Below are 19,941 nucleotides of genomic sequence, written 5' to 3'. Positions count from 1 at the left end.
AAAGGCCGGAACAGGCGGCCATTTTCAGTCAAAGCAATTCGAAGCTCTGCTGCTGCACCGCCTGGGAATCCAGCCCTACCTGGACATTGAACTCCCCAGGTTCGGCAACCCGCTGCAACTGGCCATTGTAGAACTTCAGGTCGTCCTCGCTGATGCGGAAGGTCAACGTGCGGGTTTCACCTGGTTCAAGCATCAGCTTCTGGAAGTTTTTCAGCTCTTTCACCGGGCGGCTCATCGACGCCGACACATCCTGCAGGTACAACTGCACCACCGTCTCGCCTGCAACCTTGCCGGTGTTCTTGACCGTTACCTTGGCTTCCAGCGTATCGCCGCGCTTGAGATCCTTGCCCGACAGCTTCAGGCCCGACAGCTCGAAGCTGCTGTAGCTCAAGCCATAGCCGAACGGGTAGAGCGGCCCGTTGGGTTCTTCGAAGTATTGCGAGGTGTAGTTGCCCGGCTTGCCCGGCGTGAACGGCCGGCCGATGCGGGTGTGGTTGTAGTACATCGGGATCTGCCCCACCGACCGTGGGAAGGTAATGGCCAGCTTGCCGGAGGGGTTGTAGTCGCCAAACAGCACGTCGGCGATGGCATTGCCGCCTTCGGTGCCGGCGAACCAGGTTTCCAGGATGGCGTCGGCCTGCTCGCGCTCCCAGCTGATCGACAGCGGACGGCCGTTCATCAGCACCAGCACCAGCGGTTTGCCGGTGGCCTTGAGCGCCTTGATCAGCTCGCGCTGGCTGGCCGGGATCTCCAGGGTGGTACGGCTCGACGACTCATGGGACATGCCGCGGGACTCGCCAACTACAGCGACCACGACGTCGGATTGCTTCGCCGCCTTGACTGCTTCATCGATCAGCACGGCAGGCGGGCGTGGGTCGTCGACGATTTCCGGGGCATCGAAGTTGAGGAAGTTCAGGTAATCGAGGATCGCCTTGTCGCCCGTGACGTTGGAACCTTTGGCGTAGACCAGCTTGGCCTTGCCGTCCACGGCGCGGCGCAAGCCCTCGCGCACGGTCACCGAGTGAACGGGCTTACCGTCGGCGGCCCAGCTGCCCATCATGTCGATCGGGGCATCGGCCAGCGGGCCGACCAAGGCAATGGTGCCGGCCTTTTTCAGCGGCAGGGTCTGGTTGCGGTTTTCCAGCAGCACCAGGCTGCGGCGTGCCACGTCACGCGCAGCTTCGCGGTGCAGGCGGTCGTTGCCGTAGTAGTCTTTCAGGTCGGTTTCGGCCTTGCCGATGCGCACGTAGGGGTCTTTGAACAGGCCCATGTCGTACTTGGCACCAAGCACCTCACGCACCGCCTGGTTCAGTTCGCGCTGGCTCACTTCGCCGGACTTCAGCAGGCCCGGCAGCTCCTCGCCGTACAGGGTATCGTTCATGCTCATGTCGATGCCGGCCTTGATCGCCAGCTTGGCGGCTTCACGGCCATCACGGGCGACGCCGTGGCGAATCAGCTCCTGGATGGCGCCGTGGTCGCTGATGGTCACGCCCTTGAAGCCCCACTCCTTGCGCAGCAAGTCGTTCATCAGCCAGGTGTTGGAGGTGGCTGGTACGCCGTTGATCGAGTTCAGCGCGACCATCACGCCACCGGCGCCCGCATCGAGCGCGGCGCGATAGGGTGGCAGGTAGTCGTTGTACATTTTCGGCAGGCTCATATCGACCGTGTTGTAGTCGCGCCCGCCTTCCACTGCGCCGTACAAGGCGAAATGCTTGACGATGGCCATGATGCTGTCGGGGTTGGCCGGGCTGCTGCCCTGGAACGAGCGCACCATTACCTGGCCGATTTTCGAAGTCAGGTAGGTGTCTTCGCCGAAACCTTCACTGGTGCGGCCCCAGCGCGGGTCACGGGCGATATCCACCATTGGCGCGAACGTCATGTCCAGGGCGTCGGCCGAGGCTTCGATCGCCGCGGTGCGGCCGACCTTGGCGACGGCCTCCATGTCCCAGGTGGCGGCCATGCCCAGGCCGATCGGGAAGATGGTGCGCTCGCCGTGGACGGTGTCGTAGGCGAAGAACATCGGGATTTTCAGGCGGCTGCGCATGGCCGCGTCCTGCATCGGTCGGTTTTCGGGGGCTGTGCGAGAGTTGAAGGTGCCACCGATGCGGCCGGCGGCGATTTCCTCGCGGATCTTCTCGCGGGGCATTTCCGGGCCGATGCTGATCAGGCGCAACTGGCCGATTTTCTCGGCTTCGGTCATCTGGCTGATCAGATGCTCGATGAATGCCTGCTTGTCCTGCAGGGGCGGCGCGGAGGGGGCGGCGAGGGCCGCCTGACTGGCAAGGCCCATGGCCAGGCCCAGCAAAGACAGTTTCATCATCAATTCCGTTATGGGGCCGCTGCCGTATCCACCGTGATACGTGCGCGACCGAAGTTTTCAGGCGGCTATTGTTGTACGATTTGCGGGCAATTCTTCCAGCGGCGGATTATGCCTGAATATATCGCCTGCGGATGAAGCCCCGAATGCCGGGATAACAACTATAAGAACGCTCAAGAGACCGACGGCATGACGCCCTTCGACGAATACCATCAGCGGCAGATTGCCGAAGCCATAGCCCGTGCCGAACGGCGTACCGATGCCGAACTGGTGACGGTGCTGGCCCGCCGTGCCGACGACTACGCCTATTGGCCGTTGCTCTGCGCCGCTGTGCTGGCGCTGTCCGTACCGGGTCTGTTGCACTGGCTGCTGGCTTGGCCCAGCGTGCGTGGTGTGCTGCTGGGCAACGTGCTGTTGTTCGTCGGTCTGTGCCTGCTGCTGCGCAACGCGCGCCTGGCCGACTGGCTGATCCCCCGTGCCTTGCGCCGCTGGCGAGCCTCACGCCTGGCCCGCCAGCAGTTTCGCGAGCAGAACCTGCAGCGCACAGCAGGCGCCACGGGCGTGCTGATTTTCGTCAGCGAGGCGGAGCGGCATGTGGAAATCTTGGTCGATCGGGGTATCGAACACTGCCTGGATGCCGAGGCCCGCGCGGCCATCGGTGCCCGCTTTGCCGAGCAGGTGCGCCAGGGCCGGACCTTGCAGGGCTTTGTCGAGTGCATCGAGGCGTGTGGCGAGCTGCTTAGCCGGCACGTGCCGCCAACCCATGCCCGCAACGAGTTGCCCAACCGCTTGGTGATTCTCGACTGAAGGAGCACCAGCGTTTCTGGAGAGCGCTCCCACAGGGTGCTTGGGGCACGTTAGAATAGGCGTTCCGCTACCCAAGGCCCCCTTTTTCATGCCCGCCAGTACTTCTGCCTCTTCCGCGCCGGATGCGCGCGCTCAGTTTCTCGACCTGCTGAACGCCGCCCTGCACGGCGAAACCCTGGTCAAACTGGTGCTGGCGCGCCATGTCGGTGCCGACCAGACCTTGCAACGGATCATTGCCAAGCCGCTGCAGGTCAAGGGCCAGCCGTGCCTGTCGCTGGTCTACCGCCACCAGACCCGTGACATCACCCGCAACCTGCCGCTGGACCAGGCTCAGGTGCTGGTTTCCGAACTGCTGCCGGACAGCTTCCGCAATGCTCACCTGTTCGATGTTGACGGCGAAGTGCAGCTGACCTTCAGCAAGAAGGGCAAACCGATGCTCCAGCGCCACGGTGCCCAGGCGCCGCGCGTGGCCGACGCGGGCAGTGGGCATGACCGCGAGAAGAAGCGTTATCTGGAGCTGTCGCGGCCGTTTCTGCGCGACCTCGGTGTGACCGATGCACAAGGCGCACTGATCCCGTCCATGTCGCGCAAGTGGAAGCAGATCAACAAATTCATCGAGGTGTTCGACCACGCCCTGGCCAGCGCCCCGGTGCCGGCCGAGCAGGCACTGCGGGTGGCCGACTTCGGCTCGGGCAAGGGCTACCTGACCTTTGCCATGCACGATTACCTGCGCAACAGCCTGGGCCGCGACGCACAGGTGACTGGCGTGGAACTGCGCCAGGACATGGTCGACCTGTGCAACACCGCAGCCGCACGCCTGGACCACCCGGGCCTGGAGTTCCAGTGTGGTGACGTACGCAGCGTGGTGCCTGAGGCCATCGAGGTGATGATCGCCTTGCATGCCTGTGACATCGCCACCGACTACGCCATCCACACCGGCATCCGCTGCAACGCCGCAATCATCATGTGCTCGCCGTGCTGCCACAAACAGATCCGCCCGCAACTGCACAGCCCGGGGTTGCTGCAACCCATGCTGCAGTACGGCCTGCATCTGGGCCAGCAGGCCGAAATGCTCACCGACAGCCTGCGCGCGCTGTATCTGGAAGCCTGTGGCTATGAAACCAAGGTGTTCGAGTTCATCTCGCTGGAGCACACCAACAAGAACAAGATGATTCTTGCGGTGAAGCGGCGCCAAGCGGGGGATAACGGGGCGTTGCTGGAGAAGATTGCCCAGCTCAAGGCGTTCTATGGGGTGCAGGAGCATTGCCTGGAAACATTGTTGCGGGCGGATGGGTTGCTCTGACGCCACCCACCGGCATGCCTGCAGGGGACGCTGTCAGCGCCGAGCTGAGGGCACTTCGACAGCCAATGCTGCCTGCCCCAGCGGATGGGTGCTGGCATCGAAGAAATGCAGCGTCGTCCCCGGCAAATCCCCGAAACGATCTGCAAAATGCTGCTTCTGATTGATCACCGAAGCCTCGCCTAGCGGCCGAATGGCAATGGAGAGCTGTTGCGGACGGGCTTGGCGCACTGCGTCGAGCAGGTGCCGGTCACTGCTGTCCAGGTGCTGCCCGAACAGGCATAGCCCCTGGCTTTCCCTTGCCAGCTGCCCCAGGCACCAGCTCAGATAGTCCGAGTTGCGGATCGCGCGCAGTTTCTCGTCGCTGCGGTCTTCGTTGACGAACAGCGGTACTTCACCCGGGATGTTCACGGCAAACCCATCGAGCAGTTCGGCACTTTCAGCGCTGCGCTGGCGGGTGGTGCCGTCGGGCAGCTTGAGCAGGTGCAGGCCGCCGTGCAGGTGCAGCACCCGGGTGCCTTCGCTGCCGGTGCGTCGAACGTCGAAATAGCCTTGTTCGTCGAACAGTTCGGCGAAGCCATTCGGGGCGTGCTGCACGGCCCATGGCAGCAGCAGGTCGTAGTTGCTGGTGTAGACGCTTCGATAGCCGCGCAGCGCCTGATTGAGGGTTGTCAGTGTCGCCTTCGGCATCAGCGGCCAGGGCAGATGCACCGTGCGCACGGCGTGGATCAACGCTTCCTTGATCGAGTAGTAGCGGTTCAGCGGCGCGGTGGAGTTGATGGCCAGGGCGGCATTGGTACGCACGGTGGTGTTGAGGGCGCTGAGCACCGGCTCGAACAGTTCCGTGGCCAGGGACTTGAACAATGCCTGGTCACTGACCGCCAGGCCTTTCTTGCGGCCCGCGCGTTGCGCTTGCTCGAACAGCGAGAAGTAGCCGAACGGCTTCCATACTGCGCGGCTGGCGCCGTTGCCCAGCAGCAGGGCGTCGCAGGGGTGGCGGGCGGCGAGTTCTGGCCAGGGGGTAAGGGTGGCATCGAGTGCGGGCATGCTGGGTCCGTTGGGTGGTGCGGGGAACGGGGCGACTTTAGCATGTCATGCGAGGTGTGCGAGGGTTGGTGTCAAGGCGATGGTTTTGGGTTGTCTGTGCTGGCCCTTTCGCGGGTAAACCCGCTCCTACAAGTCCATGTAGGAGCGGGTTTACCCGCGAAAGGGCCAGCACAGTCGCAGCACGTTGAACAGGATGAAAGCCGCTCAACCCTGTTCTGTCACTTGCACACTGCGGTTTCGGTTGCGCCACACGCGGTACGCGCGAATTCCCGCGCGGACCGAGCCGAATAGCAGTTTGTCTTCCATGTCCCGCGCCATCCCCGAGCGCACCAGCATGCGCAGGAAGGTGCCTCGGGCGCGGGCGATGGCGAAGAAGATGCCTTGGGCCGCCAGGGTGTCGCGGACTTCGCGCAGGGCGGCCATGCCGCTGACATCGATGCTGGTTACCGCTTCGGCATCGAACAGCACGGCTTTAGGCTGGTCCTGGCTTTGCACGGCTTCCAGCAGGCGCATCTTGAAGTAGTCGGCATTGAAGAACAGGATGGCGTCGTCGAAGCGGTACACCACCAGGCCAGGCACGGTGCGGGCGTCCTTGAACTTGCGGATGTCCACCTGGCCTTCGGTGCCCGGCAGCCAGCCCAGTACGGCATCGGTGGGCTGGTAGATGCTGTAAAGCAGGCGCAGGATCGCCAGGGTCACGGCAAACACGATGCCGGGCAGCACGCCCAGGCCCAGTACGCCCGCCGTGGTCAGCAGGCACAGCCAGAACTCGAAGCGGCTAAGGCGCCGGATGTGCCCCAGCGACTTGATGTCGATCAGCCCCCAGCCAGCCATCAGCAACACGGCGCCCAGCGCAGCCTGCGGGATCCACGCCATGGGCGCGGTGAAGAACAGCAGAATCAGGGCGATGACCAGTGCAGCGATGATGCCCACCAGCTGGCTTTTGCCACCAACCATGTCGTTGACTGCCGTGCGCGAGTCGGCGCCGCTGATGGCAAAACCCTGGGAAACCCCGGCCGCCAGGTTGCTCACGCCCAGGGCGACGAATTCGTGGTTGGCGTTGATCGCATAGCCATGCCGGGCGGCAAAGCTGCGTGCGGTAAGCATGGCGCTACAGAAGCTGACGGTGGCGATACCCAGGGCGTCGCGCAGCAGGCTCTTCATTTCTGCCAGGTTGCTGTGTGGCCAGGCCAGTTGCGGGATGCCTGCAGGTACCGGCCCAAGGACGGCGACGCCGAAGCGGTCGAGGCCGAACAGGCCAACCAGCAGCATGAACAGCGCCACTACCGTGAGGGCGGCGGGCAGGCGCGGGTAGCGCCGTGGCAGCCAGATGAGCAGGCCCAGGGCGGCCAGGCCGATGATCAATGTGACCCAGTGAATTTCCCCCAGGCGCTGGAAGAAGTTGATCAGGCTGAGGATGAAACCGTCGCCCTCGATCTTGAAGCCCACCACCTTGGACAGCTGCCCGGCGATCAGGCTCAGGCCGATACCGTTGAGGTAGCCGATCAGGATCGGCCGCGAGAAAAAGCTGGCGATGAACCCGGCCCGCGCCAGGCCGGCGGCAATCAGCATCACGCCGACCAGCACGGTGACGATCACCGACAGTTCAGCGATGCGCTGCGGGTCGCCCATGGCCAGCGGTGCCACGGCACCGGCGATCATCGCGCAGGTGGCGGCGTCGGGGCCGACCATCAACTGGCGCGAGCTACCGATCAGCGCGTAGACGATCATCGGTAGCACACAGGCGTACAGGCCATATTGCGGCGGCAGCCCGACGATCTGCGCATAGGCAATGGCAATGGGAATCTGGATCGCGGCTACCGACAGGCCAGCTTGCAGGTCGGCGTGGAACCATTCACGGCGGTAGTGCAGCAGGTTGGCAAGGCCCGGTAGCCAGCGGGAGAGAAACATGCGTTGTCCTTTCGAATGGTTTCACGAATCCATTGAGCATATCCGCCACAAGCCGTTTCGCTTGCACGTGCTGAGGCCCGATGCGCATTGAAGCGGATCGGCGGGTAAATGGCCATGGGCCAGATCACGGGAGGGGGGAAAACGAAAAAAGGAGCCAAGGCTCCTTTTGACTGCGATGACGTTGCTGGAACGCCATGCGGGAATGCGATGTGGAGCGGGTAGAGGGAATCGAACCCTCAACTAAAGCTTGGGAAGCTTTCGTTTTGCCACTAAACTATACCCGCATCTGAGCTCGACTTTTTACCAGAACCTTCAGCGAATTAGAAGCCCAAGTTATAAAAAAGCTTGTCGGCGCCCCATGGCTTGCGGGTATTTGCTACAAGGCGCCGAGCCGCTCAGATGGCAAATGCATGCTGCCCCTGTTGCACAGGTTGGTAACGGTGACGGGGTTCACGCACGGTTGGCTTGAGGAACCCCAGCATGACACTGCGGGTGTTCTCGCAGGCGGTCTTGTTCTCCATGTCCAGGAAGTGGCCCGCGTCGCGGATCACGCTGAACTGGCTTCTGCCCACATGCTTGCTGAACTGCCGCGCATCCTCGACTGTGGTGTACTCGTCGCGTTCGCCGTTGATGAACAGTACCGGGATGTTGATATTGCGCGCGCCTTGCAGCGCTCGTTCCAGGTCGTGCTCCAGCACCTGGTTGATGTGGAAGTGCATCTGTGCGTACTCGTGGCTGTCCAGGCTGCTCACATGGCGGTAGTTGAAGCGCTTGAACAGCGACGGCAAGTGCTTGCCGATGGTGTCATTGACCAGGTTGCCGACCTGATAACGGTCGCAGGCGGCCAGGTACTGGCAGCCACGGTCCAGATAGTCGCGCATCGGCTCGTTGATCACTGGCGAGAACGAACTCACCACTGCCTTCTTCACGTACCGCGGCTGGTGCGCCAGCGCCAGCAGCGTGCTTGCGCCACCCCACGAAAAAGACATCACGTGGTCTGCCTGGAAGTGCTCGATCAGCTCAAGGAGGATATGCGCCTCGGTCTCCTTGCTGATCAGCCGTTCCTGACGGTTGTGCGGTTTGGACTTGCCGGCATACGGCTGGTCGAACAGTACCACGTTGAACTGTGGGTGCAGGTTACGTACCGTCTGGGCGAAAGAGGCCGTGGTGGCCAGCGAGCCGTTGATCAGGATGATCGTGTTTTCGGCCGCATCCGCGCGATAGAACTCCGTGTAAACCCGATACTGACCTTGGATATCAAGTACAGCGATTTCTGGCCTCATGTCATCGACTCCTGGCGCAAAAAGGGTATTCGCGTCACCTAGGGTGCACGTGCTTTATGACAGGTAGGCATTTGCCTGAAGATAAAACCGGGGGCCCTGTGTCGATCCTTGGCACTTGCGTCGACGGTATTTTTTTTGGCGGGCAATTTGCCGTGCCCCAAGGCATCTAGGCCTTGGGTGGCCGACAAAAAGTGTCATCGACCGCGGGTGTGACCTGGTAGTCACATGCAGACTGACGATTTGGATTCAAGCAGTGGGTTGGGGATCGCGCAAGTGCCGTTCGGTAAGTAATGTGACTTTTGTCGCTGAGCGGTCGTATGACGAGCCGGGCTGTCTGTTGCGGCCTAGACAGTGGCTATCTCATTGGCCGTCAGTTCACGGTACTCTCCCGGCGCCAACCCCGGATCCAGCCGGATCGCCCCCATGCTTTCCCGGTGCAGCCCCACCACTTTGTTGTTGAAATGCCCGAACATGCGCTTGACCTGGTGATAGCGCCCTTCGACGATCGCCAGCCGGGCCTGGTGGGGGCCGAGGATATCCAGCTGGGCAGGCTGGGTGGTGAGGTCTTCGAAGGCGAAATAGAAACCCTCGCGAAACTTGGCCACATAGTGCTCGCCAATCTCGTCCTCGGTGTCCACCAGATAATGCTTGGGCAGTTTGGTGGCAGGCTGGGTCAGGCGCCGTGACCACTGGCCATCGTTGGTCAGGATCATCAGCCCGGTGGTGTTGAAGTCCAGGCGCCCGGCGATGTGCAGGTCATCTCGCAACGCCGTTGGCAGCAGGTCGAGAACAGTACGGTGTTGCGGGTCGTGGGTGGCGCTTACGCAGCCAGTGGGCTTGTACAGCATCAGGTAGCGGGCCGGGCGGCCGGCCTGCAGCAGTTGCTCGTCCAGCTCTACGCGGCTGAACTCACGTACTTCGGTCAGCGGGTCGCTGACGATCTGGCCGTCCACCCGCACGCGGCGTTGCGCCAGCATCAGGCGAACTTGCTGGCGGTTGTAGCTGGGCAGGTTGGCGAGGAAACGATCAAGGCGCATGGAAACGATCAGTGGGCAGCGGATGGACGGAGCTGTTCTTCAATGGCGGCGCAGCGCGGGCACAGACAGGCCTTGTTGCGCAGCTCGGCGGGCAGCGCCTGGAGCACGGCCGGGTCGATGGTCACGCTGTAGCACCAACAAGCCTGGGTGGCACGGCGTGGGTCGGCCAGGCTGCACTGGTTGAGGGCACCGCAAGCGGGGCAATGTTGCTTGTCATTCATGGCGGGTTTCACTGCAGACGCGGTTGCGGCCAGCCTGCTTGGCACGATAAAGCGCGCGGTCGGCGCGGGTCAGCAGGGCGTGCAGGGTATCCCCCGGTTGCAGGCTGCTCAGGCCGATGCTGGTGGTCAGCCGCAGCGGCTTGTTGTCGTAACTGAAGGTCAGCTGCTCGGTGCGTCGGCGGATCTTTTCCGCCACCTCGATGGCCTGGCGGCCTTCAGCTTCGCGCAGTAGCACGATGAATTCCTCACCGCCCCAGCGGCACAGTATATCTGACTGACGCAGGCTGCCTTGCAACACATTGGCGAATTGGCGTAGCACTTCGTCACCTGCCAGGTGGCCGTGGGTGTCGTTCAGCGCCTTGAAGTGGTCCAGATCGATCAGCAAGGCCACCAGTGGGCTGCTGTCGCGCCGGGCTTCGCGCAACGCCTGGGCGGCGAGCAGGTCGAAGCTGCGCCGGTTGTGCAAGCCGGTGAGGCTGTCGAGCGTGGCCAAGGCTTCGGTGCTGGCCTGGTGGCGGCGGACCATGGCATGCACCAGTGCCAGCACCACCAGGGTGATCATCGTACAGATCGCCAGGTTCAGGTACAGGGCCTGGCGAATGCGGTCGAGGACGCCGGTTTCGCGTTTGTCCACCAGCAGGTACCAGTTCAGTTCGGGGAGGTGACGCACGTTGAGAAAGTGGCTGTGGTTTTCGCTGTCATGGTACTCGTGGCTGCCTTCGCCTGGCACCCACTGCTCGGCCAGCAGGGCCTTCAGCTCAGGGTTTTCCTTAAGTGGCTGGCCGACTTGCAAGCCATGCGGGCCGCCCCCGGAGCCGGTCAACAGCACCTTGCCTTTGGCATCCGTGAATAGCACCGCGCGCTGGTAGCGGCGTTGGTACTGATCGATCAGCTCGACCACCGACGATACGCTCAGGCCTACGCCTGCCGCACCGATGAAGCGCTGCTGGTAGTCGTGCACCTGGTAGTTGATGAACACAGTCAGGCTGTCCTGGTTGGCCATGTCCAGGTCGACGTTGATCTCATAAGGGGCCTTGAGTTCACGCAGACGGAAATACCAGGCATCACGCCAGGTGCCCGGTTCGACATGCTTGAGCACACCTTTGGCCTGGTAGTAGGTCAGCGTGCGATCGGACACGAAAAAGGACGTGAATATGTCCTGCTTGCCCATGACCTCGCCCAGGTAGCGCGTCATGCGTTCGGTATCCTGCTCGCCGGACAGCACCCAGTCGCGCAGGAAGGTGTCCTGGGCCATCATCGAAGCGATCAGCACCGGGCGGATCAGGTCTTTCTGGATTTCCGAGTAGACAGTGTCGGAGGTCAGCGGCAATTCGGTATTGATGATGCTGTCGCGGATGGCGCTGCGCGAGGAGAAGTAACTGAGCAGCGAAGTGGCCAGGAAGCCGCAGGCCAGTAACACGAGCAGGGTAACGATCAGCGAGCGCTGCGAGAACAGAGCGGAACGTAAGGGCATGATCTTCCCATGATGTGTGCCGAGCCGCTTATTCTATTGAGATGGCGGGCAAATGACTGCAAGTTTTCAGGGTTATTTCACCTGTATCAAGTTATTGCAGGAATGGCACTGCACCTGCGCGCCACTGTCTTATTCAGTGTCGATCTACACATCTTGCATCGATGCTCGCCAGCGCCGCTGTTCGGGCACTCCAGCGGTCCAGGAGGCCGCCATGTCCTATCGAATCCTGTTGATCACCCTGCTGGGGCTGATGACTTCGGCCTGTGCCCCGTACCATGACCGCGGAGGCTATTACCGTTCGGACTACTATTCTACCGACCGCTATGTGGCGCCGGGGTATTACCGCCATGACCGGTACTATGTGGCGCCTGCGCCGCGCTACTACTATCAGCCTGCTCCCCGCTACTACAATCGGTCGGCCCCTGTGCCCCATTACCGGCCCTATTCGCGGCCGGGGATGAACCAGTGGCATGGCAACCCGCGCCATGACTATGGCAATCGCCAGCGGCAAGACTACCGGCAGGACCGGGATCGCCATGACTATCGCAATGGCAGCCAGCGTTACCGGCAGGGCGATCGGCACTCCAATCGGCAGGTGGACGACCGCGGTCGCTGGGACGGGCGGCGCGGGCAGGGGCGAGGAGGAAACTGGCAGCGCTAGCTGAGCGGAGGCGGGGGCTGAAAAGAAGCCCCCGGATCAGCAAGCTAACCCACATCCGCCAATGGGTGCCGCCCTTCCCACGCCTTGGCAAAATGCGCCTCGACTACCGCCGCCGGCACTTGCGCCACATCAGGCCAGTGCCAGCGCGGCTGGTTGTCTTTGTCCAGCAGGCGAGCGCGCACGCCTTCACTGAATTCAGGGTGGCGGCAACAGTTCAAGCTCATGCTGTATTCCATCTGGAACACTTGCGCCAACGACAGGTACCGCGCCCGGCGGATCTGCTCCCAGACCAGATGCGCCGTCAGCGGGCAACCCTCGTGCAGGCGTTGGCCGGCATCTGCCAGCAATGGGTCGTCATGCTGCTTGAGCCTTTCCAGTGCGCGCCAGGCTGAGGCAGCATCAGCCACGTCGAGTAACTGATCGATCTCATGCCGTCGCGGCAGCCACTGGGCATCCGGCAGCTCGGCCCAGGCACGATGCTGTTCGGCCTTGAGCAGGCTGTTCAGTTGTATGGCGGTCTGCTCCTGCCAGTTGAGTTGCAGTAACTCCTCGATCAAGGCCTCTTGCTGGTGCTCGCCCAGGAAACGGTCAGCCAGGCCCAGGTCAAGGGCATCGCGGGCGTTGATTGGCGCACCTGTCAGGCCGAAGAACAAACCCAGCTTGCCCGGCAGCCGGGTCAGGAACCAACTGGCGCCTACGTCAGGGTACAGGCCGATGCTGATTTCCGGCATGGCCAGCCGGCTGCTGGGGGTCACGATGCGTACATTGGCGCCTTGCAGCAGCCCCATGCCGCCACCCAGCACATGCCCATGCCCCCAGCACAGTAACGGCTTGGGGTAGGTGTGCAGGGCAAAGTCCAGGCGGTATTCGGCGGCGAAGAAGGAGGCCGCCAGCGGCGGAACGCTACCGGGGTGGTCGCGGCAGGCTTGCGCCAGCGCACGTACATCGCCGCCTGCGCAAAAGGCTTTTGCCCCGTTGCCGCGCAGCAGCACGCAGACGATACCCGGGTCGCGGGCCCAGGCATGCAGCTGTTCGCCCAGCACCTCGATCATCGGCAGGTTCAGGGCATTGAGCGCCTTGGGCGCATCCAGTGTGGCGATGCCGATGCGGGCGCCATCGACGCCGGTGAGTACCTCGCAGTGAATGGTCATGGACTACCTCTCGCAAGTCATCGCTCAAGTATGGCTTGCCTGGCCGATCATGCCTGTCGTCGGTCGGATCGTTTGACAAGCGCGAAGGGCTTACCTAGTGTCGCGCCATTGTTTATGGAAGGCCCCATGACTGACGACGATCGCATCAAACTCGAACCCAGCTGGAAGGCCGCATTGCGCGGTGAATTCGACCAGCCTTACATGCATCAACTGCGCGAGTTCCTGCGTGGCGAGTACGCTGCCGGCAAGGAGATCTACCCGCCAGGGCCGCTGATCTTCAATGCGCTCAACTCGACGCCGCTGGACCAGGTGAAGGTGGTCATCCTCGGTCAGGACCCGTATCACGGGCCGGGGCAGGCACATGGCTTGTGCTTCTCGGTGCAACCGGGCGTGGCCACACCGCCGTCGCTGGTCAATATCTACAAGGAATTGCAGCGCGACCTGAACATCCCGATCCCCAGCCACGGCTACCTCCAGAGCTGGGCGGAACAAGGCGTTCTATTGCTCAACACGACCATGACCGTCGAGCGCGCCAATGCCGCGTCGCATGCCAAGAAAGGCTGGGAATTGTTTACCGACCGGGTCATCCAGGTGGTCAGTGAGCAATGCCCGAACGTGGTATTCCTGCTATGGGGGGCTCATGCGCAGAGCAAGCAGAAGCTGATCGACGGTACCAAGCACCTGGTATTGAAGTCGGTCCATCCTTCACCGCTGTCGGCGTATCGCGGGTTCATCGGTTGCGGGCATTTCAGTCGTGCCAACAGCTTCCTCGAGCAGCGGGGGCTCGGGCCCATCAACTGGGCACTGCCCCCACTGTGAGAAACCGCGGGTGGGGTACGCAATCGCTCAGGGCGTCATGCTGATGCGCGGCTCGCTGCGCTGGCCAATTGCAATACCCCGCTCATGGTTCTGGCGCACATACTCCACCAAGGCTTCCAGGTCGGAAATGCCGGTGTCCTGACGTCGCCTTCCTTCTTTGAACGTGGCCAAGCCACCGCCACCATCGGCCAGGAACAGGTTGCTGACTACGCGATAATGGGTCAACGGCTCAAGGGGTTTGCCGTGCAGACGTACACTCCCGTCGACCACACGGCTGCCGACAGGCCGTGAACCGTCCCATTCATAATGGAAACCCTTCGATACCTGCAGCGGGTTGAAACTGCCCCTGTTCCATTGAAGGTTGAGCAGTTCGGTAATCTGCCTGCCTGTCAATTCCTGAACTACCAGAGGGTTATTGAACGGTTGTACGGCGAATAATTGTTCGTAGGTCAGGTCGCTATCGGCAGGCTGGATAAGATCACTGCGCAGCCCACCCAGGTTGAGAAAGGCAATCTGTGGCTGAAACGCTTGGGTCATGGCCAATTGGGCATCCGTGACCAGGTTTCCCAAGGTTGTTTCACCGGCGGCATTTTCTTCGCGGTCAAGTTCTGTCGTCGAGATGCGTCCTATGGGTTCGAGCAGTTTTTCCCCGGACCGCTGACGCACTTCCTCCAGCAGACTGGCCAACTTGGCGTTCGGCAGGTAGTTCTGCGGGTCAGCAGGAATATTGCGGGCAGTGATGTTTGTGACGTGATGGGTGCCTGGCGTTACCTGCAACTTCAACTGAGTCAGGAAGTGGCCGTACTTGCCAGCCTGAGTGATGCTCAGGTCACCCACCTTGCATTGATAGCTGGCATGCGAGTGACCGCTGATGACGGCATCTACCGCAGGATCCAGCCGCTTCGCCACGTCGACGATCGCACCACCCAGCTGGCTGCAATCCTGTGTGTCGAACGGCTCGGCGGTATCCCCTCCTTGGTGCATGATCGCAATGATTGCATTGACACCTTTGGCTTTGAGCTCCGGAATCACGTCATTGATGGCTTGCGCTTCATCTGTGGCTTTGAGCCCTGCGAATGCTCTGGCCGAAACCACTTTTTCCATGTTGCGCGGTACTGCACCGACGAACGCTATCTTGACCCCTTTTACCTGCTCAATGTGATAGGCCGGTAGCAAGCGCTTGCCCGTAGTGGTATCGATCAGGTTGGACGCTATGTAAGGGAAGCCACTTCCAGGATAATTGCCGCGAAACTTGCAAGCCTTTTCAGGGCGTGTTGACTCGCACCCTCCGTGGATCTGACGAAGGAACTCGGCCTTGCCTGCATCCAGTTCGTGGTTTCCGGATGCGCTGACAATCATGCCCATCGCGCTCAGGGCCTCAAGCACAGGCTCGTCAGCCCAGAGTGCAGAAATGGCGGGGCTGCCCCCTATCAAGTCGCCAGCCCCGATGAACAGCAGATCGGGGTCCTGGGTTCGCAGTTCATCGAGCATGGCGCCGAGTGTGGCGATGCCGCCGTAGGTCAGGCGGGTAGCGCCTTGCGCGCCGGCGTAGTCTTGGGGGGTGGGTTCCAGGTAGCCGTGAAGATCATTGATGGCCACGACGTTGATCTGGACGGGGGCAGGTGACTCTGCGGCAAGACTGCCTGCGCTGATGGCAAGGCATGCCCAGGCAATAGCCGAGCGACAGTTGCAAGAAAGACGGACTTTCATCATTACCTCTTGAATGCCGGGAAGTTTGGGTTTGCTGGCGATCAGGGCAGCAAACCGACTCTATTCACCCGGGCATTGGGCAAGTGGTAACTATCTATCTTCAGGGAGATTGCAGCTTGAATGCCTGTTGTCCCACCACCGGAAAAGCGGTTCTGCAAGAAACAACACCAAAATCAGGCGCATCACCTGCAGCGCCGTCACCAGCGGCACCGACAATTGCAACGTTTCGGCCGTGAGGCTCATTTCGGCGATCCCGCCAGGCATCATCCCCAGTGTCAGTGAGCGCAAGTCCAGTGCAGTCATCATGCTCAGTAGCCACGCGGCACTGGCGGCAATCGCCATGCACAATGCCGTGGCCATCAAGGTGCGCCCCAGGAACGACGGTGCGCGGCGGAAGAACGCGCGGTTGAAGTGGCAGGCCAGGCCGCTGCCGATGAGCCACTGGCCGATCTGGCTGGCGCCATTGGGCAGGGCGATCTGCAGGTTGCCGGCCAGGCTGACCGTAGCCGCTACCAGCAATGGCCCGAACAGCCATGGGTTGGGCTGGCGCAAGCGCTGCCAAAGCAAGGCAACGGCAACGCCCAAGGGCGCAATCAGTGCCAGCCAGCCCCAGCTCACGCTACCGGTGTGGTTCAGTGGTACCCCGTCACCCAGCAAGAACTTGAACAGCGCCGGCACGCACAGCACCACTGCCAGCACACGCAAGCTCTGCGCTGCTGCCACCTGGCTGAGTACCGCGCCATTGCGCGCCCCAAGGTTGACCATTTCTCCCGAACCGCCTGGCATGCTGGCAAAGAACGCGGTGGCACGGTCTTCGCCGGCTCGCCGCAGCAGCCATACGCTGATCACGCTGGACAGGGTGGTGAACAACGCGCCGAAGAGGATCAGCGCGAAATGGCTGGCCACTTGCTCGATCACCGCTGGCGTGAAGTGCAGGCCAATACCGATGCCGATGATCCACTGCCCGCACTTGCGGCCGTTGGGGATTTCCGAAAGTTGCCAGGGCGTCAGGCAGCGCACCAGGATGATCGCCAGCAATGAACCGACCATCCATGGCAAAGGCCAGCCGACCTTGCTGGCGGCAAAACCGCCAGCAAGGCCGACCAACCCGGTCGCGACGAACCATGGCAACGACCGATCAGGCATCGGCCAAGGCCCGGCGCTGCAGGCTGCGTTTGCGCCAGATGCGCAGCAGCGGCAGGGCGAGCATTGCCACAACCAGCGCCCAGATGCCCATGCTGATTGGGCTCGACCAGAGGATGCCCAGTTCACCGTTGGAGATCGACAGCGCCCGGCGCAGGTTCTGCTCCATCAGCCCGCCGAGGATGAAGCCCAGCAGAATCGGCGACAGAGGGAAGTCCAGCTTGCGCATGATGTAGCCCATGATGCCGATGCCGACCATGAGGAACAGGTCGAAGGTAGTGGCATGCACGGCGTACACGCCGATCGCGGTGATGATGGCGATCACAGGCACCAGCGCCCAGTTAGGCACGGCGAGGATGCGGGTGAAGATGCGGATCATCGGGATGTTGAGGACCACCAGCATGATGTTGGCGACGAACAGCGAGGCAATCAGGCCCCAGACGATATCTGGCTGCTGCTCGAACAGCAGTGGGCCAGGGGTGATGTTGTACAGGGTCAGGGCGCCGATCATCACCGCCGTGGTGCCGGAGCCGGGTACGCCCAAGGTCAGCATCGGTACCAGGGCGCCACAGCAGGACGCACCAATGGCAGTTTCCGGCGCTGCCAGGCCACGGGCATCGCCCTTGCCGAACTTGCCGCTTTCACCCGCCAGCCGCTTCTCGGTCATGTAGGCCACGGCGCTGGCCAGCGTTGCACCGGCGCCGGGTAGAACACCCATGATGAAGCCGAGCAGGCCGCAACGGATGTTGACCAGGAACACCGAGGCCGCTTCCTTGAAGTTGAACAGCATGCGGCCGGTGGCCTTGACCGCCTGGTGGCCATGGTGGGTCTTTTCCAGCAGCAGGAGGATTTCGCTGATGGAGAACAGGCCCAGCACGAGCACCACGAACTGAATGCCGTCGGCCAGGTGCACGCTGTCACCGGTGAAACGGTACACGCCGCTGTTGGCGTCGATGCCGACCGCCGACAGGAACAGGCCGATGAGTGCGGCAATGAAGGTTTTCAGTGGCTTGTCACCGGCCATGCCACCCAGCGCGACGATGGCGAACACCATCAGCACAAAGTACTCCGCGGGGCCGAAGGCGATGGCCCATTTCGCCAGCAGCGGGGCGAACAGCACCATGCCGCAGGTGGCGATGAAGGCGCCGATGAACGAACTCCAGGCCGACAGCGACAGGGCAACACCGGCCAGACCCTGGCGGGCCATCGGGTAACCATCGAGGGTGGTCATGACGGTCGAGGCTTCGCCCGGGATGTTCAGCAGGATCGAGCTGATACGCCCGCCATATTCACAGCCCAGGTACACCGCGGCCAGCAGGATCAGCGCCGATTCCGGCGGCAGCCCGAGGGCAAAGGCGATGGGGATCAGCAGGGCCACGCCGTTGATCGGGCCCAGGCCCGGCAGCAAGCCGACCACGGTGCCGATCAAGGTGCCGGAGAGGGCGGTGACCAGGTTGTAGGGGGACAGGGCGATGCCGAAGCCCTGGCCCAGGTAGCTCAAGGTATCCATGTGTCAGTTCTCCAGTACGCTCAGCAGGCCAAGGGGCAGGGGCACGTCCATCACGCGGTCGAACAGCCAGTAGAGGAAAATGCTCATGCCGACCACCACGATGGCGCTGCGCAGTCCGCGGCCACCGTACAGCCGGGCCATGGGCAGGCCGACCAGGACAGCGCTGAGGATGAAACCGAGGGCTTCGAAGGTGGCGGCGAAGACGAGCAGCAGGCCGACACAGGCGGTGATCTTGATCAGGGTCTCGCGATCCAGTTCTGGTTCGTCATCCTTGCGCACGATGGGCGTTGGGCGGAACACCAGGTACAGCAGGCCCAGCCCCATCAGGCCGAGCACCAGCAGCGGGTAGGCGCGCGGGCCCACCGGTTCATAGGAAAATGCAGCCTGGTAGGGCCAGGCCATGACGGCCAGGGCGGCACACACCGCAAGCAGGGCCAGGGCGAAAATGCGTTGAAGGATCATTGGGGAATCCTCGATTGTGGGCGCGGGTAAACCCGCACCCACAAGGGCTATGAAAGGTCGTGGAAGGCTTACTGGATCAGGCCGAATTCCTTGGCCAGTGCCTTGTAGTCAGCCACTTGCTTCTTCACATAGCCGTCCAGCTCTTCGCCGGTCATGGCGAACGGGAACAGCTCGCGCTGGTCTCGCAGCTTGGCGAAGTCCTCTGAGGCCAGCATCTTGTCGAACGAGGCCTTCCACCAGGCGTAATCCTCGTCGCTCACCTTTGGCCCCAGGTAGAAACCACGCACCACCGGCCAGACGATGTCGTAGCCCTGCTCCTTGGCCGTCGGGATGTCTTTCATTTCCGGCTCGTCCAGGCGGTTTTCCGAGAACACTGCGAGGAGGCGCATGTTGCCGCTCTGGATGTGCGGCATGGAGTCGGAAATGTCGGTAGAGCCGACCTGAATGTGACCACCCAGCAGTGCCGTGGCGATTTCGCCACCGCCTTCCAGGGCCACGTAGCGCAGGTCGCGCGGGTTGATGCCTGCGGCCTTGGCGATCAACGCGGTCTGCATCCAGTCCTGGCTGCCTACGGTACCGCCGGAACCGATCACGACCTTGCTCGGATCTTTCTTCAGCGCTGCGACCAGGTCATCAAGGGTCTTGTAGGGCGAGTCGCTCTTCACCGCGATGGCACCGTAGCTGGTGCCGACGGCAGCCAGCCATTTCACCGCATTCTCGTCGAAACGGCCGAACTTGCCCTGGGCCAGGTTAAGCAGCGAGCCGCTGGACCAGGCCACCAGCGTGCCGGCGTCTGCCGGGCGCTGGGCGACCACGGCGTTGTAGGCTACCGCGCCGACACCGCCGGGCATGTAGGTGACGCGCATTGGCTTGCTGAGGATCTTTTCTTGCACCAGTGCGCTTTGCACCAGCTTGCAGGTCAGGTCAAAGCCACCACCGGGTGAGGCGGGTGCGATGCATTCGGGGCGTTTCGGTTCTGCAGCGAGGGCGTTGCCGGCCAACAGCAGGCAGCCGGTAGCGAGGACGAGGCGGCGCAGTGAAAAGGTCATCGTCGATCTCCGTGAGCGTTGTTGTTATCGGATTACCGC

The 19,941-nt window shown here is 62.3% G+C and carries 17 protein-coding genes and 1 tRNA gene; 4 read left to right on the top strand and 14 right to left on the bottom strand.

Annotation, left to right across the window (positions count from 1 at the left end):
* Positions 1-28: 28 nt before the first annotated feature.
* A complete protein-coding gene (bglX, locus tag ACYCCG_RS05415) occupies positions 29-2,320 on the bottom strand; it encodes a beta-glucosidase BglX (RefSeq protein WP_459669653.1) in 2,292 nt (763 codons plus the stop codon).
* Between the two features lie 186 nt (positions 2,321-2,506).
* Between bglX and ACYCCG_RS05410 the strand changes: the two genes are divergently transcribed.
* Together ACYCCG_RS05410 and ACYCCG_RS05405 are read left to right on the top strand one after the other, a co-directional pair.
* Positions 2,507-3,124 (top strand): TPM domain-containing protein, encoded by a 618-nt coding sequence (locus tag ACYCCG_RS05410; protein WP_209963747.1) that lies wholly within the window; start codon positions 2,507-2,509, stop codon positions 3,122-3,124.
* A gap of 88 nt (positions 3,125-3,212) precedes the next feature.
* The gene (locus ACYCCG_RS05405; RefSeq protein ID WP_209963751.1) at positions 3,213-4,427 is read left to right on the top strand and encodes a class I SAM-dependent methyltransferase; all 1,215 of its coding nucleotides are present in this window, start codon (positions 3,213-3,215) and stop codon (positions 4,425-4,427) included.
* Between the two features lie 33 nt (positions 4,428-4,460).
* Here the strand turns inward: ACYCCG_RS05405 and ACYCCG_RS05400 are convergent, their stop codons facing one another.
* The 7 genes from ACYCCG_RS05400 to ACYCCG_RS05370 form a co-directional block, all read right to left on the bottom strand.
* The gene (locus tag ACYCCG_RS05400) at positions 4,461-5,471 is read right to left on the bottom strand and encodes a DUF4917 family protein (RefSeq protein ID WP_339533718.1); all 1,011 of its coding nucleotides are present in this window, start codon (positions 5,469-5,471) and stop codon (positions 4,461-4,463) included.
* Between the two features lie 204 nt (positions 5,472-5,675).
* Entirely contained in the window at positions 5,676-7,382 is a 1,707-nt protein-coding gene (locus tag ACYCCG_RS05395) for a SulP family inorganic anion transporter (protein ID WP_176682663.1), read from the bottom strand.
* Between the two features lie 210 nt (positions 7,383-7,592).
* Positions 7,593-7,666, bottom strand: a tRNA-Gly gene (locus ACYCCG_RS05390).
* Between the two features lie 111 nt (positions 7,667-7,777).
* Complete coding sequence (gene phaG, locus ACYCCG_RS05385; RefSeq protein WP_176682664.1) at positions 7,778-8,665, bottom strand: (R)-3-hydroxydecanoyl-ACP:CoA transacylase; 888 nt, start codon at positions 8,663-8,665, stop codon at positions 7,778-7,780.
* Positions 8,666-9,009: 344 nt separating this feature from the next.
* Positions 9,010-9,702, bottom strand: coding sequence for a pseudouridine synthase (locus ACYCCG_RS05380; RefSeq protein ID WP_176682665.1), 693 nt, complete (start codon positions 9,700-9,702; stop codon positions 9,010-9,012).
* A gap of 8 nt (positions 9,703-9,710) precedes the next feature.
* Positions 9,711-9,923: a cysteine-rich CWC family protein gene (locus ACYCCG_RS05375; protein WP_176682666.1), complete on the bottom strand. Its 213-nt coding sequence runs from the start codon at positions 9,921-9,923 to the stop codon at positions 9,711-9,713.
* On the bottom strand, positions 9,916-11,397 hold the full coding sequence (locus tag ACYCCG_RS05370; protein WP_339442991.1) for a sensor domain-containing diguanylate cyclase: 1,482 nt from the start codon (positions 11,395-11,397) through the stop codon (positions 9,916-9,918). Before ACYCCG_RS05370 ends, ACYCCG_RS05375 begins: the two co-directional genes overlap by 8 nt.
* A 211-nt stretch (positions 11,398-11,608) precedes the next feature.
* Here ACYCCG_RS05370 and ACYCCG_RS05365 point away from each other — a divergent pair, with 211 nt between their 5' ends.
* Complete coding sequence (locus ACYCCG_RS05365; RefSeq protein WP_176682668.1) at positions 11,609-12,058, top strand: hypothetical protein; 450 nt, start codon at positions 11,609-11,611, stop codon at positions 12,056-12,058.
* 44 nt (positions 12,059-12,102) lie between these two features.
* Here ACYCCG_RS05365 and ACYCCG_RS05360 read toward each other — a convergent pair whose 3' ends face one another.
* Positions 12,103-13,209, bottom strand: a complete 1,107-nt coding sequence (locus ACYCCG_RS05360; RefSeq protein ID WP_459669647.1) for an enoyl-CoA hydratase/isomerase family protein — start codon at positions 13,207-13,209, stop codon at positions 12,103-12,105.
* Positions 13,210-13,335: 126 nt separating this feature from the next.
* Between ACYCCG_RS05360 and ung the strand changes: the two genes are divergently transcribed.
* Positions 13,336-14,028, top strand: coding sequence for a uracil-DNA glycosylase (gene ung / locus ACYCCG_RS05355; RefSeq protein WP_176682670.1), 693 nt, complete (start codon positions 13,336-13,338; stop codon positions 14,026-14,028).
* Positions 14,029-14,055: 27 nt separating this feature from the next.
* Here ung and ACYCCG_RS05350 read toward each other — a convergent pair whose 3' ends face one another.
* The 5 genes from ACYCCG_RS05350 to ACYCCG_RS05330 form a co-directional block, all read right to left on the bottom strand.
* Positions 14,056-15,738: a bifunctional metallophosphatase/5'-nucleotidase gene (locus ACYCCG_RS05350; protein ID WP_459669645.1), complete on the bottom strand. Its 1,683-nt coding sequence runs from the start codon at positions 15,736-15,738 to the stop codon at positions 14,056-14,058.
* A gap of 90 nt (positions 15,739-15,828) precedes the next feature.
* Positions 15,829-16,884, bottom strand: coding sequence for an AbrB family transcriptional regulator (locus tag ACYCCG_RS05345; protein ID WP_459669643.1), 1,056 nt, complete (start codon positions 16,882-16,884; stop codon positions 15,829-15,831).
* A complete protein-coding gene (locus ACYCCG_RS05340) occupies positions 16,877-18,391 on the bottom strand; it encodes a tripartite tricarboxylate transporter permease (protein ID WP_103463003.1) in 1,515 nt (504 codons plus the stop codon). Before ACYCCG_RS05340 ends, ACYCCG_RS05345 begins: the two co-directional genes overlap by 8 nt.
* Positions 18,392-18,394: 3 nt before the next feature.
* Positions 18,395-18,853, bottom strand: coding sequence for a tripartite tricarboxylate transporter TctB family protein (locus tag ACYCCG_RS05335; RefSeq protein ID WP_176682673.1), 459 nt, complete (start codon positions 18,851-18,853; stop codon positions 18,395-18,397).
* A gap of 68 nt (positions 18,854-18,921) precedes the next feature.
* Positions 18,922-19,902, bottom strand: coding sequence for a Bug family tripartite tricarboxylate transporter substrate binding protein (locus tag ACYCCG_RS05330; protein ID WP_021785748.1), 981 nt, complete (start codon positions 19,900-19,902; stop codon positions 18,922-18,924).
* Positions 19,903-19,941: the final 39 nt, after the last annotated feature.

The organism is Pseudomonas sp. VEM90 (genome assembly GCF_054611535.1).
This window is presented reverse-complemented; position numbering and strand designations above follow the sequence as displayed.